12 protein-coding genes are annotated in these 16,825 nt (G+C 45.2%); 1 reads left to right on the forward strand and 11 read right to left on the reverse strand.

Annotated elements, in window-relative coordinates; translation table 11 throughout:
- Nucleotide 1: 1 nt before the first annotated feature.
- Complete coding sequence (locus C3V36_03815; GenBank protein AVM68450.1) at nt 2-2,095, reverse strand: hypothetical protein; 2,094 nt, start codon at nt 2,093-2,095, stop codon at nt 2-4.
- A 113-nt stretch (nt 2,096-2,208) separates the two neighbouring features.
- Nucleotides 2,209-2,967 (reverse strand): hypothetical protein, encoded by a 759-nt coding sequence (locus tag C3V36_03820; GenBank protein AVM68451.1) that lies wholly within the window; start codon nt 2,965-2,967, stop codon nt 2,209-2,211.
- A 22-nt stretch (nt 2,968-2,989) separates the two neighbouring features.
- On the opposite strand from C3V36_03820, the gene C3V36_03825 reads away from it, so the two are divergent.
- A complete protein-coding gene (locus C3V36_03825; protein AVM68452.1) occupies nt 2,990-3,223 on the forward strand; it encodes a hypothetical protein in 234 nt (77 codons plus the stop codon).
- A gap of 588 nt (nt 3,224-3,811) precedes the next feature.
- Here C3V36_03825 and C3V36_03830 read toward each other — a convergent pair.
- The 9 genes from C3V36_03830 to C3V36_03870 form a co-directional block, all read right to left on the reverse strand.
- Nucleotides 3,812-5,377: a hypothetical protein gene (locus C3V36_03830; GenBank protein AVM68453.1), complete on the reverse strand. Its 1,566-nt coding sequence runs from the start codon at nt 5,375-5,377 to the stop codon at nt 3,812-3,814.
- A gap of 4 nt (nt 5,378-5,381) precedes the next feature.
- Nucleotides 5,382-9,191 (reverse strand): hypothetical protein, encoded by a 3,810-nt coding sequence (locus C3V36_03835; protein ID AVM68454.1) that lies wholly within the window; start codon nt 9,189-9,191, stop codon nt 5,382-5,384.
- A gap of 42 nt (nt 9,192-9,233) precedes the next feature.
- Nucleotides 9,234-10,502 carry a hypothetical protein gene (locus C3V36_03840; protein ID AVM68455.1) on the reverse strand — a complete coding sequence of 423 codons (1,269 nt, stop codon included), beginning with the start codon at nt 10,500-10,502 and terminating at the stop codon, nt 9,234-9,236.
- Nucleotides 10,499-10,708 (reverse strand): hypothetical protein, encoded by a 210-nt coding sequence (locus tag C3V36_03845; protein AVM68456.1) that lies wholly within the window; start codon nt 10,706-10,708, stop codon nt 10,499-10,501. Before C3V36_03845 ends, C3V36_03840 begins: the two co-directional genes overlap by 4 nt.
- 10 nt (nt 10,709-10,718) lie before the next feature.
- Nucleotides 10,719-11,174, reverse strand: coding sequence for a hypothetical protein (locus C3V36_03850; protein ID AVM68457.1), 456 nt, complete (start codon nt 11,172-11,174; stop codon nt 10,719-10,721).
- A 159-nt stretch (nt 11,175-11,333) separates the two neighbouring features.
- Complete coding sequence (locus C3V36_03855; protein ID AVM68458.1) at nt 11,334-12,794, reverse strand: AAA family ATPase; 1,461 nt, start codon at nt 12,792-12,794, stop codon at nt 11,334-11,336.
- Between the two features lie 143 nt (nt 12,795-12,937).
- Entirely contained in the window at nt 12,938-13,426 is a 489-nt protein-coding gene (locus tag C3V36_03860) for an N-acetyltransferase (GenBank protein ID AVM68459.1), read from the reverse strand.
- A 58-nt stretch (nt 13,427-13,484) separates the two neighbouring features.
- Nucleotides 13,485-14,522: a potassium channel protein gene (locus tag C3V36_03865; protein AVM68460.1), complete on the reverse strand. Its 1,038-nt coding sequence runs from the start codon at nt 14,520-14,522 to the stop codon at nt 13,485-13,487.
- 270 nt (nt 14,523-14,792) lie between these two features.
- On the reverse strand, nt 14,793-16,769 hold the full coding sequence (locus tag C3V36_03870) for a methyl-accepting chemotaxis protein (protein ID AVM68461.1): 1,977 nt from the start codon (nt 16,767-16,769) through the stop codon (nt 14,793-14,795).
- Between the last annotated feature and the right edge of the window lie 56 nt (nt 16,770-16,825).

Consider the following 16,825-nt stretch of genomic DNA (forward strand, 5'->3'; position numbering starts at 1 on the left):
CTTACTTCCTCCCTTCTTTGCCCATCTCTGTAAAAAGTTCATCCAGCCACTGCACATTGCCTTCCCGGTACGTCTCCAAAGACTCCAGATTTTTATTTCTTAAAAATTGAGCATCTGCCAATACATAAATTTTCCCATCTCCCATTTTTTTACTCGCCATTACGCTATAGCCCCAGATTTCCATTAAGCTCATGACTTCCGAACTTTCTTTCGGGTCTTTGCCCTGATACAAAATCGGACAGGCATCCCAAAATGCCATTTTTTTATTTTTATCCGGCGCCACTCGCCCAAGCGGAATCTTCAAAAACGTAAAGCCAAATTCCGCCGCCAAACTCCGCGCTGCAGCCGGACTTTTATAATCGGCACAGAGAATGATATGACCGCCGGAATATACAAAATCATGTAAAGCCTTTCTTTCCGCCTCGGTCAAAGCAACCGCCGGCTCCAGTAAAACAATCAGTTTTAACTCTTTATTTCTCTCGCAAAGCTCCGTCAAAGATTCTTTTTCATTGATATACGGAAACATTCCCGCTCTCATGATATTGACAATCAAACCGTCAATGGAATCGGAAGATTTATCTTTGAATACGGCTTCCAAATGATGTGCATCTATCACGCAATCCGCTTGAAACGCACTTTTATTTTTCGGCTCTGTCATTTCCTTCTCTTTTCTTTGATCCCCCCGGCTTAAATCCGCAAAAATATTGTCAATAAAGGGATGACTATACGCCATCACCATGTTTTGAAACAAGGAAGTATCTCCAAACAGTAGGAATTTTCCCTTGCCGTAGCTTGCCTGGGCGGCTAAGATTAAATCGCCGATTTGTTCTCCCCGATTAAACTGCATATCTCCTAAATAGCCATCCTGACTATTGGTCAATTCTCCCCTGTCGCTGTATCCGCCTCTTGTAATCACTATCGGAGCAGCATTTACCGGAAGATTCAAGGAAGCGCCGACCACCATTTGAACCTGCGAATCGGAAATCCCTGTTGTTATTTTTCCTCTCCTGTTATATTCCCCTCCCCATAGTGATTGAAAGGGAACGGCACTGTCAAAGTTCAGCTCCATCTCCACCGGCTGCAAAATTTGATTGATCGGTTTTCGGATTTCTTCATGGCCGGTATGATCTCCTGCCAAAAGTACACTGCCGCCGGCTTCCACAAACTGATGAATCCGAAGCAGTTCCTCTTGGTCCGGCACCCTCATCGGATTGATCACCACCAAAACAGCCGCCCCTTCCAGGCTATCCCTCTCCAGACTGGGAACTATCTGACAAGCATATCCCTTTCGCAGCAAATACTGCGGTAAAACTCCAAACATCCCGACTTGATTCAGTCCGTATCGCTCTTTATCCGGCAGCTGAAAATCAATGCCGGTGTCCCAAAACACAATTTTAGCAGCCCCGCCGGCGGTCGGACTTTGGCTGTGTGTTCCTAAGAACAAAAGCAGCCCTAAAGCCAAACAAACCGGCAGCAGCCTTTCCCTTTTCCACTGCCGGCGAAACCTGGCAGCGGAAAAGGCTTGCTTTTCCCAAATAGAATATATGCCTAAAAACAATAACAACAGCAATGTCCTATAATCCAGCGGCCCTGTCAGCGGCTCCAAATAATGCAGCCCCAATGTAAGACTGTTTTCCGCCAGAACCGTCCATACCGCAAGATAAATCCCCCAGGCTGCCAACAGACTTAAAAAATACAGCACCGCCTTTTTCCATTTATTTTCAAACAGCAGGCAAGCACACATTCCGGCCATAAAAAACAGGAGAAACAAGTCAAGCCCGCTATAGGTGATTCTCATGGAAATCGGCTTTTGAATCAGCCTTCCCACCATTGCCGCAAAGGTTGCCGCACTCTTTGTCAGAACAAAATAAAAGCAAGGACTTTTCTCTTTCAAAAACTGATAAATAAAAACCGTAAAAAGCAATATGCCCTGCCAATAAATACTGTGAAACTCTATCTTTTTCTTCCGCCAGCCGGAATATAATAAAAGTAAATAAAAAAAACTAAAGCAGATTGAAAGAAATAGCTGAGCCGCTGCCGGAAGACTCAGAACCATTCCGAAAGCAATTGCCAAAATCGTTAAAAATTCTTTCATCAATCTTCCTCCTTCCGCTCTATTTCCTGCTTCAATCTGCTTGGAGACCTAAAACGGATCGCTTTGAACCTGAATGTCATCTGATTTTTATAGGGTGCGGCAAACCTTTCTCTTTATTCATCGAAGATTTCTTTATACAGTCTGACCATGGTGATAATGGATTGCTCTCTGGTGTAGCTGTTTTGCGGTGCAAACTTATTGTCACCGACTCCTTTCATCAAACCGCTTTTAACCACAAAATCAACCCCTGCTTTGGCCCAATCGGCAATATCGGCTTCATCTGCAAACGGTGTCACCTCTCCATCCCGGTTTAAGCCAAGCATCTCCGTATTAAAGTTCAGCATCAGCTTCGCCGCTTCCTGGCGGCTGATTCCTCTGGCCGGCTCAAACTTATTATTGCCTACTCCTGCGACAATACCCAGTTTATAGGCATGACCAACCGCATAATTGTCCGTGTCGTCAAAAACCTTGCCCGGATCTTCATCCAGTTTCTGCAATAAATGCGGCTTATGTTCCAGTATTTTCCTGACAAATTGAATTGCCAGTTCACAATATTCTTCTCTTGTGATATTGCTTTGATAGTTCTTTTGCAAACACGGCGGTACCAAGTTCAGCTCAATTCCTTTACTGACCGCCTCTTCTGCCCATGGACTGGGTGTCTTGCCATCATTAGCCGGCGGTGTCGGATTTTCCGGCAGCGGCTCGGTCGGTTGACTCGGGTTTTGTAGATTACAGCCGGTGGCAAAGCAAGTTGACGTACCGACACAAGTGTTTGATCCGATACAGGTCGCAGTTCCGGCACAGGTATTGGTGCCGATACAGGTACTGGTTCCGGCACAGGTAGACATGCCGGCACAGCTGGCATTTCCCATACAGGTACTGCTGCCGATACAGGTGCTGGTGCCGATACAGGTAGTGGCTCCGGCACAGGTATTCGTGCCGAGACAGGTAGTGCTGCCCGCACAGGTACTGCCTCCGACACAGGTCGAGCTGCCGGCACAGGTCGAGCTGCCGGCACAAGTTGAACTGCCGAAACAGGTTGAATTACAAGTGGCGGTACAGGTCGCTCCGCAAGTAGCTCCGCAGGTCGCTCCACAGGTTGCTCCACAGGTCACTCCGCAACTGTAAGAACTGGTATAAGACGGAATCGATGGTACACTCGGAACACCGGGAATACTAAAGGCAATGTCGTCTCCCGCTTTTGACAGGGCAGCTGACTGATCGCCCATATCCACCGCCGTTGGGGTTTCCCGCATGGCTTCGTTCTTGTTTCTGAAAAATTGATTGCTCTCTTTTTCTGCAAATTCCCGTAATGTATTTTTTAAGGACGCTTCAAATAAAGGGGAAGATACCAACTCATCCTTCTCCTTGGCATAAAGATTGCCCTCAAATAAAAATACGGAAAACAGCAAAAGCAAGCTGAAAACCATAACGGAAGAAATCATCGTCTTTTGCTTTCTCATATGCATTCTCCTTTCAATATTAAAACATGGAATCATTGATGCTTTTCGGTTTGTTTGCCGCACAGACCAGATGTTTGCAGCGGGGTTTATCGATTGCAGTAGCCATCACTGTCCCCTAAAAACAGTATAGGTCAATTTGCCTTCCCGGTTGTCTGCTGACAGCATACAATAAAACGGATTTGTCAATTACGTGGTGTCGGGAAATAGCTCCGCCTTTTTACAAACAAACAGGATAGCTTTCGCTATCCTGTCGTTATTCCACTTTTTTATTTCCTGAGCCGTCCACACGCACCCGCCAAAGACTGTCCCCATCTTCCCGATTGACATAAAAGATCCAGCGCCCCGCCAGATTAAACGGGCCGGTTGCCGTCGGCACAATGGTATAATGAATCCTGCCGTCAAAAGACATCCACTCCAATGTCTTGTTCTGACCGGCTACATAATAAATGCCGCCTGATGTGACATTGAGATAGGAAGCCGGTATATGCCCGATTTTTTGCATACTTCCCCCCTCTAAATCCATGCGGATCAAAAACCCGGCCGGCGAGCTGCTTTCCCTTTCTTCCTCGTTCTCATAACCGGCGGCATAACCGAAAATCTTATTCTCATAGAGACAAATCCATTCACAGTGATTGCTGCTGACCAGCTTGCGGTTACTGCCATCCAAATCACAGCGATAGACCGCATAATCATTTTCTTTGTCCGTATAATAAATACGCTGGTCGGCAACATGAAAACAATGATAATCGGTAATTCCGTTCAACTGTCTTAATTCACCGGTCTGAGGATTTATCTTATACAGATATCCGTTTTCCGCTGCATCATCCAGATAAAATTCTCCGTCCTCAATATAGAGCAAACCCGAACGCTGCTCACAAAACACCTCCTGCCTGAGGGACAGAGGATGAACACGGAATACCTTTTCTTTGGCGGAATAGTACAACCATCCGTCATAGTAGCTTAAATGAAATGCTTCTGCATTTTCCACCAAAAGCTTTATTTTTTCCGTATAGGGATTCATACGGTAAATATTCCGCTGATGGATAAAAAAAAGCTCGTCTTCACTTTGCGCCAAAAAAGCTCCGTCACCGGTTGCTGCCACATTGGCAAATAAATTGCCTCTCCGAAAGTCATAGGGGGAAGCGCCCAGGCCGATACCCGGAGCCTCCGCCAAGCCTTTCTCATAGCCTCCGGCATACCCCGCCATATAGCCGCTCTCTCTGCCTGCCGCTTCTCCGATTTGCTCCCCTTCCGTATAAAAGTAAAACAGCAAAGTCAGCAGCATGCCAGTACCGGCTAAAGTCAGCAGAGCCGCTATCCATTTCTCCCATTTTCTTTTCTTTCTGGCTACAAAGCTCAAAAGTTCCTTCGGAGATGAAAATCTCATATCGGGATCAAAGGCGGTACATTTTTCAATCACTTCTTTTAGTATCTTATTTTCTGCCAAGGCATCCAGCTTTGCCTTATTGGTATCTCCAACTGCCATAAAAAGCATTAACATCCCCAAATTGTAAATATAGTTTTTATTTCGGACTCTTTCCTCTCTCATTTGTTCCGGCGGATAATAAGGCTCTTGTAGGGAAAAACTTATTTTTTGCGGGGATAAAAATATTTCTCCCTCGGTATTTAAAAAAATATTCTGCGGCAAAAGGCAAGGCGGAATCTCGGTTTCTTTTCCACCTTTATTTTCCAGAACAGCGCATAGTTTTCGGATGATATACAGGATTTCTTTCTCCGGTCTTGCCCCTTCTTCCGTCACAATCTCCCGAATTGACTTTTTTTCCGTGCTGTTCCACGTAAAATGTATTTTCCCGAACATTCCCTCACCTCCTTACCCGAACCGGATGGTCATCGCTGCCGTCTGTTCCCACACACCAAAGCCTATTTCCATCTCCCCGATTGCGATAAAAAATCAAGTCACCGGCCAGATTAAAATCCGATGCGTCATTGGTTGAAATGACGCTTTTCAGCCTTCCGTCCAAAGTGCAGAAATTAATGGTTCCGTCAATGGTATCAAGGAAATAAATTCCCCGTCCGGTTACATTCAATAATCCGGCACTTTCTTCGGCAATGCTTTGTTCTTCACCGGAAGGAATCCCTATTTTTATCAATTCCGAAAAGCCTGCTCTTTGCACGCAGCAATAAATCGCATCCTGATACACACATGCACTGCTGCAGCTGTCCTCGGTCAGCAGCCTGATATCTTCGCCATTTAATTTGGAGCTGTATAATTTACTCTCTTCTCCGGCGGTAAAATACAGCCTGCCTTGATAAAGATTGATATTTTGATATCCCTTGACATCCGCCAGTTTCACTTGCCTGCCATCACGAACATTCAGTAAGTACAGCGCCTCTTTCCCCAAAGCATAATAATTATCCCCGTCAATCAACAGATGGGCCGTCAGCTCTTTGGATAAGACTTCCGTTTTCAGGTTGTAAAGATTGGTTTGCATGATATTATCCCCGGCTGAGTAATACAACCAGCCATGATTGGAGCTGAGTCCCTGCGCTCCGGCATCTTTCAGAAAAAGCTGCGGAATCGTACTGCCCTTTGGAACTTTATAGATATCTTTCTCTAAAATATAGTATATTCCCGCTTCGTTTTGTACGGCATAGGCTCCACTGCCGGCAGTCAAATTGCCGGGCAGATTTCCTTCGCCCATAAGCACTTCTCCCTCGCCGATTTGAAAAACAGGAACCGTTTCATAACCGTCGGTATAGCCGATACCATGGCCGTTTTCATATCCTGACTTTTCTCCCTGCCGTTTCCCATGCTGCATTCCCAGTCCATACGCCAAAGCGGATAAACCGGCACACAGAAAGACAACGGCAGCCGCAGCCACTACGCCCCGGTATTTTTTCCTGGCGTAGTTTTCTCTTAAAATATATTCCCGAATCTCCTCCACGCTCTGGATCCGTGATTTGGGATCAAAGGCGATACACCGCTCTATCAGTCTGCAAAGACGATTGTTGATAATCTGGGCTTCCAATTCCGTTCGGGTGGTATGCCCGGTTGCCATAAACAGCATGACAATTCCCAAAGAATAAATATCCGTCAGTGCGGAAGTCTGGTCAAACCCATATTGTTCCGGCGGGGCATAGTCCAAAGTCAGCACTACGGAGGTATCTTGGGTTCGGCCTTCTTTATGCACTCTGGCAATCCCAAAATCAATCAGATGGATTTTCCCGTCTTTTCCGACAATAATATTTTGCGGCTTAATATCCCGATGGATCACCGGCGGCGTTTGCTGATGTAAATATCGCAAAATCTCGGTTAATTTGAGGACTACATGGAAAATGTCATTTGGGCTTAAAAGTCCATTGGTTTTGACAATATCATATAAGGTGCGCCCTTCGATATATTCCCTGACAATATACCTTCTCTCTCCCAGTTCATAAGAGCGATATACTTTCGGAATACCGGGATGATTGAGTTTTTTTAATAATTCCGCTTCTTCCCATGCATCTTCTTCCGGATAATCTTTGGTGATTTTCAAAATTGCTTTGGTGTCGTCCGTTATTCGTTTCAGCAAATAAATTTCCTTTTTATTTTGGTCATCTTTGCGAATACAGCTTTCAAAGGAATATTCTACTGTCAATTCCGGCGGCATTTTTTCATCCGACATAATTTCCTGCAGGGTTTGATGATAGGTGTCCAAAAAACTTCTGATATCACTGTCTAACGACTCGCCTTGTAATTTCACTTCTGCTTCCGGTTTTTGCATCTCTGTACTCCATTCCGTCAAAGGCAGGGGTATGCTTGCGATTTCCCGCTTCTGCCCTTGCCTGGCCATCTTGACATTCTCTTTTTTCTTTGCCCCGCTAAAAAACTGAGGTGTCATCAGAATAGGAACCAGTACCGTTCCAAACAAAACATAGCAATAGGTAAACATGGTGACAGGCTCTATTCCTTTTCTGGTTATCATAAACAGACCTCTGTCCAAACACAAAATCGCAATCGGAATAAAACCTTTATTTTTCTTGATATATTCGACAATTAATTTCACGCCATCCGAGAAATGATATTCCAGTTTATCTACACTGCTGGAGGGAAAGGCTTTCTGATTCGTTTTAAACAAATTAACCACATACCGGCAAGCGCCGGATAACATGGCAAAGGAATGACCTACAAAAGAAACGGCAATGATTACGGTATGCATAATTTTTTCGGTTTGTTCTTTAGGGAAATGCCGTTTCATAACCCTGCCGCGAATACAGGGCAGGACAATAAAGCAAAAATTACACAGTAAAAAACCGGCCCACAAAAGGTGAATGTTCCCGAAGTACGATTCCAGCAAAACGGTCGGCAGCAGCATGACCTCATTGATAACGGAACAAAAATAAAGCAGCATGTAGAGTACATCACATTTTCTGCTTTTCCCCCAAACAATCGTTCCGTCAAAAATCATCTCAAACAGGCCATAGGAATATCGAAGCTGCTTACTGCTTTCTTCGGCAAAGGTCCGGCTGACATACTCCGTAAATTCCAGCCCCTGAATCTGGGCATACTTGCCATGATATCCCATATTATAAAAGCAAATCGCCTTGTCATAATCCTCAGAAACCTTATCTTCCGACCACAGTCCGCTCTTTTCTAAAATACTTTTGCGCAGAAACACATTATGACCCACCAGCGGTACAAAAAAGCCCTGCAATGCCTTACATGGCCATATATTCAGGAAAAGATTATTGACCTGATGCCCGGTGGCATAAGTATAATAATTGTCCGATACATTCACCGCATGAGTGGCACACTGGACATATGCCAGTTTATCATCTACCGAAAACTCCGGCGCAATGGCTTCGATAATCTTTTCCTTGACACCGGAATCCTTGTCCAAAAGAAGAATCATTTCATTGGTATAAATATTTCCCTCGGCATAGCCATACTCAAATTCCGCTCCCGGCTTTGTCAGTTCCTTTCGCCCCTTGCCTTGATAAATCGCTTCCCCCATCCTTAGGGTATAGTTTAAATTGGAAGCCTTTTTAAAAAGCCCCGCCCGATTCTTGGCCGGCCTGACCACAAAAGGCACTTGCTGTTCCCGATAAAAACAAATCCGCTGAGCCGCTTTTCTTTCCTGGGCAGAAAGCTCCGGCGCATGCTGAAAAAACCGCTCCAGCAATCTCTCCACTTTTTCTTCCGTGCAAAAACCGCCCAGCATGACGGCAATGCCATCATCCGACACGATCACATTTCCCGCTTGATAACTGTATTCCTGATACTTCTTCACTGCCGCTATGCTGCTGCGAATGGTCTCAAAGATGACCTCATTCGCCTCTGTATATACGGGGATACTGACCGTGACCGGCAGCAATTCCCCATAATTGATATTTTTTCGCACAGTATTCATATAATACTTCCGGTTAATCAAAGTCTGCCCGGCCAACACACTGCAAACCGAAGGACGCAAAGACCACAAAATATCGGTCACATAAGAAAAGGGATAGATAAAAAATATAAAAGAAACGGATAAATAGAGAAAATTATGCAAGAACAATCCGTAAAAAATAAATAAGGAAATATGCAAAAGCGCATTGCAAATAAGCCCGAGAATATATGGCCACACATCACAGCCGCCATTTCCCAGCTTTTCCGGGATGATTATTTTTCTTGGCTGAGTCCTCCTTTGCATCCTGTTTCTCCCAAATTCTATCTTGCCTTTGGCCTGACCAATCTATCTTAACGGATTGGCCTTCATTTTCGCAAGGGCGTACCAGGCGGTTGCCCCTATGCTCTGCGTATTATGATATTCCCAAAGCACCTCCGCTCCGCTGACCGTAAATCCCGTAGACACTCCATCTCTATCGGCTGCCGGAATACTTCCGTCCGGACTTAACTGTGTTTTTAAATATCTCAATACCGCCTCATATTTTTCATTTTTTTCCAGCTGATGATAGCAAAGTGCCATCTGTGCGGTTCCTTCATTCCAGATTCCGTCCAAATCCCCTGCACTGAAATCAAATCCGCCGCCAACCATCATATTTTCTTCTGCAAAAGCAATGATTTCCTCTTTCTCTTTCATTTCTTCCAAAGCCAAAATCGCCAGTGAATTGGTGTCCAGCGGATAGACCCCCTTGCTTAAAGTAATTCCATCGGCTTCTGTCCCCGCATAGAAGCAATGCAGCTTTGGGTCGTACATCGACAGGACAAATTCCTTGGCATGCTCGGCAGCTGCCCGGTATTCTTCGGCTTTGCCGGCATTTTTTTCTGCCACTGCTTTCGCCAGACAGCGAAAAGCGCTGATCAAATCAATATTATGCTCGGTGGATTTATGCCTGGCCTTTATTTGGGTTTCATCCCAGCCTTCATATCCGCCGGTAAAACCGCCTTTTTTGTCTTTTAAAGTCAGGACAAAATCCGCCGCCCGCATCGCCGCCTGAATATATTCCTCTTTTTTTTCGGGCATTGCTCTTTCTGCCGCCTTACAAAGCGCCAGCATCACCCAGGCCATATTTCCGGTCGAAGTGGACACCATGTAGTAGTCCTCCTGCCAACGTCCTTTCTCCCAAAAGCCCGGCAAGCGAATGGTGACTTTTCCGCCGGTAATGGAGCGCCCGGAATCACTTTTGGGATTGCCGCCGGTATATGCATTTCTCAGCCTGCCGTCCCGGAACAGCCGATCATGCTCCTGTGCAAACACAAAGGCATCCGCCAGTCTTTGCACATGCCAGTCTGCGCCTGCTTCCGCCAAGGCCATCAGCGCCACTGCATTATCATATACATAGGCATAGTCCGAAACCTTTTGTCCGTTTTCAATCGGACCGGCAATAAAGCCTCTGGTCTTTTCCACCTGAGCAGCTAAAAATCCGGCAGCCGGCGAAATGTCAGCTATTTCCTTTGCATTTGGCTTAATTTCCGTATCCGAGTCACATCCGGTCAATGCCATAAGGAAAATAAGAAGAAAGCAAAGGCTGTTTTTCAATTTTTTTCCTGTATTTTTCATATATGCCTCCAAATCTCTCCTGTAATCACATCTCGTTTGAAACGCTCCAAACCGGCCCGCAAGCTTCCTACCGCCAGGGGCAAGCCATATCTTCCCACGATCCTTATGGACTTTGAGCCTAAGGCTCTGCTTTTCCGGCATTGGTGTCCTGCTTCCTGTCTTTTATTATAAATCGGGGCAGCCTGCCTGTTGTCTGCCGGCAGCATACAATGCTCCTTACTCCCGGTCTGCGCCATCGTCCAGAGGGGCCAAACCGAGGGAACACATGAACTCAAAAGTCTTAATGGTGTCATACCCGTGGTTAAGCGCAAAAATGACAGCGGCATCCCGTTTAATCAGAGGATGCAAAGCGCCGCACTGCGTGACCGACAGCATCCGCTGTGTCGTTTTCAGGTCAAGTGACATGGCCAGTGCAATCAGCAGATAGTAATCGCGCTTTCCCCGCTTGCGCCCCTCCATAAGTTGATACCCGTAAGTGCGGGACAGGTTTGCTCTTTTGATAACCTCACTTTTCTTCTGCCCGGTTTCGCTTAGCAGCGTATCAAAAAAACTTCGAATATCATCGTCCAGATATTCATCCCAGTCCTGCGGAAAGGAATCGCCTTTCAGCTTTTCCTGCATACGGAAAGTGTCAAGAGGCGGTCTACCCTTATTGTCTTCTGTATTTCTCATTCTCCTCGTTCCTCCTGTTCCCGTATTTTTCTGCTTTTTCTGGGGCAATCGGCTTTCCGGCATCCTCCGGGATTGCCTGGAAGCAGCCGAAGCATTCCGCTCTATGAATTATGCCTTCCAGCCGTTGCGGATTGATTGGCCGTTAAATTCTGTCTTCTATTACATTTTCCCGTTTTGGCCGTCTGCTTCCGCTTTTCCTAACAGATACAGGAAAGCTATGGCCGGCACCCGCAAAATCGGCACTTTTGTTTCATGTTTTACCATGCCAAAATCATCTAATCGTTTCGTTATCAAAAAAGCGTTGGTAACTTTTGAGTTTTCATCCCTGCACAATTCAACAATAGCATCAGCCGCAGGAATCTGCGAATTGCTGCGGTATTTAACCTCACAAAGGATTTTCTCACGGGGAAGTTCTATCACTACATCAACTTCTTTCTGATTGTCCTTTGCCTTTCTAAAATAACCAAGCCGCGCCGAACTGCCTTGATAGAATGACACGATATGCTTATAAACGGATGTTTCCACCATCGCCCCCAGCTCGCTTTCATCTGACAAAACATCATCAATCATCAGTACCGCATTCCGAATAGCAGCATCGGCAATAAATATTTTCGGTTTTCCTTTCAACGCTCCCTTACTGCCTACATCCATCGGTTTCGCCAGATAAATCAGGTTTGACATTTCAAGTGCTTCAATATAACTGTCAATCGTACTGACCGAGGTGTTTTCCAGCTCCTTAGCTGCCGTCGTTACACTAAAAATCCCGGTTGCATTCATGCAGAGATATAAAAACAGCTTTTCCATTAAAAGAGGGCTGCGGATATTAAAGAGGGTCAGCACATCCCGTTTTATGACCTTATCTACCACATCTTCCCGCAACATCCTTTGGGCGTAAAGGTCATCCTCCGATAATACCAGCTCGGGAAAACCCCCAATCATAAGATAACGAATGAAATGTGCCTCCAGCGGGGCAAATCTATCCATCAAATCGCCCAGTTCCGCCTTGCTCATTTTCACAAGTTTTGTTAATTTCAGATGTTCGGGCAATATTGGCTCTTCGATCTGAAGCAGCCGGCAATACTCATAAAATGACATTGTCGGTATTTTTAAGACACTCCATCTGCCGGTCCCGCTGTCTGTCGAACCTTTTTCCAATATGGGACTGGCCGAACCGGTTGCCACCAAGCGAATATCTTTTCTGCTGTCATAAATAAACTTCATCCATAGTTCCCAATGCTCCGTATACTGGATTTCATCAAGAAAAAGATATTTCGTTCCTTCGATTGGGTAAAGCGACTCATAAATGGCAAGCACAGTTTCTACATTGATAAGTTTTATCATCGGATTATCAAACGATACGTACAAAATATTTCTGGGATTTATTCCCTCATCCATCAGATGGTCTATCATTTGATACATAATCGTTGTCTTGCCAACACGCCTGGCGCCGGACAAGACCGCAAAACGTCTGAGTGTTTTGTGCTTTATCATTTTCAAAGCTTCATAATAGGCAAGCCTTTTTTGCGGTTTACTCTCGGCTTTGGCAGCAGACGGATTGCGCCACCATGGATTATACTGTCTCAGCACCTTAACGACCTGTTCATCCCTTACTATTGCCATAAAAGCCTCCATACTTCTCTTTTTTAGACAGAGCTGTTATAATATACTTACATAAATTCTGCGGAGTTATGCAAGTATATTATAACAACAGTCAATAAAACTTGCAATCTATGTTTTTCCTTAAGGGTATTTTCATTTCAAATTCAATAGTCAAAATCGTTATTTCCTACCTGAATAGTGCTCGCTAATTTCTCGCCTTGATAGGGTCTTCTGATTTCAATCATATTTAAAACCGTATACCCCTTGGAACGGAGAAAATGAATCATACCTTCATTATTCGGATGCACATAATTAAATACCGTCTCTCCACCCATTGCTTCCGCCATACCTTCTGCTTTGCTAAAAAGTATTGTTGCTACCCCTTTTCGTCTGTAATCCTCGCGCACATAGATGTGCTCAACCCATAAACAAGGCTCTTCGATTTTGCAAACAATATACCCTGCCAAGACTCCTCCATCTTCAGCAGCAAATACTGGATAACCGGAATTTAAAAATTCAAGAATCTCTTCTTGCCCAGATTCAATATCCGCTTGGGATTCAATCCCTTTGTAAGAACGCAGCGCCACTCGAAACTCAGCCACCAGCGATGCGATTTTATATGCTTTCGACTCATCAATTCTGATAATGTTCATGTGTTCCTCCGTAAATATCAGCAATTCCTAACACAGCAACGGAAGCGTCAGCGCAAACTTATTCGCCGTGATGGAATTCTCTTTCGCCATCATCATCTGCCAATTTTCTAAGCTCTGTAATCTGCTCCGGCGTGCCCAGCACAATGATCGAATCTCCTGCTTTCAGCGGTTCATTCGGATTGGGATTAAACTTGATAGTATTTGAACCCTTCGTCTTAGTGGCCAAGACGGTCAATCCGATTTTTTGCGGGATCTGGATCTGCTTCAGGGATTGATTTTGCATCGCTGAAGCATGACCAATGACAATATCTTCCAGATCCAGTTCCACATCCCCGGCCCGGGTAATGGTGTCCAGGAAACTGATGATACTTGGCCGCAGCACCAAAGCTGCCATCCGATTGCCCCCGATTTCATTGGATGAAACCGTGTTATCCGCACCGGCTTTGAGCAATTTTTCTCTTGAGTTTTTTTCAATCGCCCGGGAAACAATATATAGATTTTTATTCATATATCTGGCCGTCAATACAGCCACAATATTATCCGCATCCAAATGCAAAGTACTGATAAAGCCGGAGGCTCTTTCTATTCCGGCTTGCTTTAAAGTGTCCTCCGAAGTGGCATCCCCCAGCAGCGCCGGAATATCCTTTTCCAAAAAAGCCTCATACTTTTCCTTATCCTTTTCGATCACCACAAAATCCTTTTTGGCATGTTGGAACCGTTTAAACATCACTTCTGTGCTTTCGCTGCCGCCGGCAATAATAATATGGTTGTTCATCTGCTCTATTTTTTTCTTCATTGCTTTATTCCTCCAAATGCTTTTAAAATTGCTTTCCAGGACAATAATTTCCAATGTGGTAAAGGTATATCCCACAATACCGATTCCGCCAAAAATAACAAAAATGGAAAAAACTTTGGCCACGGGCGTCATATCCACCACTTCTTTATAGCCAACCGTAGAAATAGTGATGATCGTCATATAAAGCGCATCGGTAATGGATATCCCCAGCAAAAAATAATAGCCGACAGTTGAAACAGTAATCAGCAAAAACAAACAAATCAAAATGCCGATAATTCGATTCTTTTTTGATGTTTCCATAAACAGCCCTCCTTACTCCCAAATCACCGCATCCTTCTTCCTTTTGGGTCAAAAGCTCTTCATAGTCCATGCCAGCAGCAATTTTTAAAAAGCGTCGAACTCCCCCCTGTTCATCCAAAGTTTTTATCCGATGCATTTGACCCCATTATGTGAAAGATTATTTTTAAAAAGGAATTGTTATACTAATCATACAATAAAAATGATAAAATTTAAACAGAAATTTTAAAGAAAGGAAAAACCGCAGGCGAATCGCCTGCGGCTTCTTTTGCATTAATATTTGAACTTGGAGACAGCGTCTTTGAGTTCGCCCGACATTCCCGCCAATGCAATGGTGGAGTGGGCAATCTCGTTCATCGCCGTAGTCTGATCCGCGGAAATCTTTTTAACAGAATCAATATGACTCATGGTGTTATCGGATTTCTCAACAATATCATGAAATCTGGTCAACAAGGTCTCAATCTTTTCGTAGATCTGCCCCACCATCTCGGTGATATCCGTAATCTGCGAAACAACGGTTTGAACTTCCGTACTTATCGCCCCGAACGTCGCCTTCGACTCCTGCACGACCGACACACCCTCTTCTAATTTCGCGTTGTTTTCCATCGTCGAAGAAACTACGCTGTCAATATTCTCACGAATCTCTCGAATCAGCGCATCAATCGAATTAGCCGAGCTCTTCGACTGATCCGCCAGTTTACTGACTTCGCTGGCAACGACCGAAAATCCTCTGCCCGCTTCACCCGCTCGTGCCGCTTCAATGGAGGCATTGAGCGACAGCATATTCGTCTCTTCGGCAATGCGCCGGATTGTATTGATGATCTCTTCAATTTCGACGGAACCGGCACTCAGCCTCTCGATATTGACATTGGTCTTCTCGGAAGTTTCCTGAAGATCCTGCATCTTCTCCTCAATCCGTGCGGAAGCATCGGCGCCTTCATCCGTCGAGGTAATCACACTGTTCATGGACTGATTAATCCGCTTCACACTCTCATTTAGTTCGGAGATACGGTCTGCCATAAACTGTACATTCGCCTTCGCCTCATCGACTGAAGCGAGCTGATCAGATGCCAGCTCACTGACACCAATGACATTCCGATGCACTTCTTCATTCGAAGCCGTCAACTCCTGACTGGAAGCGGAAATCTGTTCCGATGTGCTGGCGACTTCCAACGACATCTCGCCGATGGCGCGGAGCATGTCCTTCAGTCCCGCCGAAATATGATCCAATGACCTGCTGAGCATGCCGATCTCATCCGTCCGATCCGTCGCAAAACTCTTGGTAAAGTCTCCGCGGGCAATTACTTCCGCATCCGACACCAGGGCATGGAGCGGGCGAAACGCCTTGGTCAGGAAAACCGTTGTCAACGCCGGAATGATTACGAGCATCAGGATTACCACCAGCCAAAGATTTCGGAAGATCTTCTTCTCCCGGGCCACAATCTCCGTCCGGTCATCCATAAACTGCAAAAATCCTAAAGTCTTGCCGTCATACGACTTCAGCGGCAGAAAATAATAATTGTAGTTTTTGTCATCCGATGTTACAAAGAACGACTCCCCGCTTCGGAGCTCTCCAAGCCGTTCCGGATAAGGGAACTCGACTTCCTGATCTGACACCGTCGATGAGATGAAAGTACTCCCCTTTTCATCCAATTTATACAGGGCAAAATCTCCGTGATAAGACTCTTTCAATGTTTCCAGGAAATCATGCTCAATTTCCCGTCCAAATTCAAAACTGCCGATATGCGTTCCCTCATAGAAAACCGGCATGACCACCCGAAAACCGAAGCCCGAGACTCCGGCTTCAATTCCCTTGACCGTCTTCCGGGAGCGATTTGCCTCGTTCACCGTAAACCGAAACTCCTTCAAACTGTCCCCAAACTTTTCGGGTTTATTCAGGCGGAGAAAGGATGTCGAATCCGGAAGGTGAAAATGCGCCTGCGGAAACTGCGCCTTCATACTCCCATAGGTCGGAAGCAGATACTCGTAAAGTCCCTCGCGATCGCGTTTGGCAAAGAGTTCCTGCACCTTTTGGTTGTCAACAATCGCCCGTACATTTGCTTCCGTATAATCTAAGTTATCTTCAATCTCCTGTTCAATCGAATTGGTGACAATTACCTCCAAATTGTGCTCTGACTCCGACAGCAGGTCTCTTGTTGAATAGTAAAAATAGAATGCGAAAAAAGCCACTGTCAGTATCATTGCCAGCAAAAACAACAAAATGATTTTTTTCTTCAATGATAGCCGCATAAAAACTCCCCTTCCTCTACCAGATAATAAGATGTTTCAACTCAAAACACCAGTCT

The sequence above is a fragment of the Lachnospiraceae bacterium oral taxon 500 genome (genome assembly GCA_002999035.1).
Lineage (GTDB): Bacteria > Bacillota > Clostridia > Lachnospirales > Vallitaleaceae > W11650.

Bases quoted from the DNA above. Each gene is read 5' to 3' on its own strand.
- C3V36_03815 (AVM68450.1), bottom strand. From the start codon at position 2,095: ATGAAAGAATTTTTAACGATTTTGGCAATTGCTTTCGGAATGGTTCTG.
- C3V36_03820 (AVM68451.1), bottom strand. From the start codon at position 2,967: ATGGGAAATGCCAGCTGTGCCGGCATGTCTACCTGTGCCGGAACCAGT.
- C3V36_03830 (AVM68453.1), bottom strand. From the start codon at position 5,377: ATGTTCGGGAAAATACATTTTACGTGGAACAGCACGGAAAAAAAGTCA.
- C3V36_03835 (AVM68454.1), bottom strand. From the start codon at position 9,191: ATGCAAAGGAGGACTCAGCCAAGAAAAATAATCATCCCGGAAAAGCTG.
- C3V36_03840 (AVM68455.1), bottom strand. From the start codon at position 10,502: ATGAAAAATACAGGAAAAAAATTGAAAAACAGCCTTTGCTTTCTTCTT.
- C3V36_03845 (AVM68456.1), bottom strand. From the start codon at position 10,708: ATGCTGCCGGCAGACAACAGGCAGGCTGCCCCGATTTATAATAAAAGA.
- C3V36_03850 (AVM68457.1), bottom strand. From the start codon at position 11,174: ATGAGAAATACAGAAGACAATAAGGGTAGACCGCCTCTTGACACTTTC.
- C3V36_03855 (AVM68458.1), bottom strand. From the start codon at position 12,794: ATGGCAATAGTAAGGGATGAACAGGTCGTTAAGGTGCTGAGACAGTAT.
- C3V36_03860 (AVM68459.1), bottom strand. From the start codon at position 13,426: ATGAACATTATCAGAATTGATGAGTCGAAAGCATATAAAATCGCATCG.
- C3V36_03865 (AVM68460.1), bottom strand. From the start codon at position 14,522: ATGGAAACATCAAAAAAGAATCGAATTATCGGCATTTTGATTTGTTTG.
- C3V36_03870 (AVM68461.1), bottom strand. From the start codon at position 16,769: ATGCGGCTATCATTGAAGAAAAAAATCATTTTGTTGTTTTTGCTGGCA.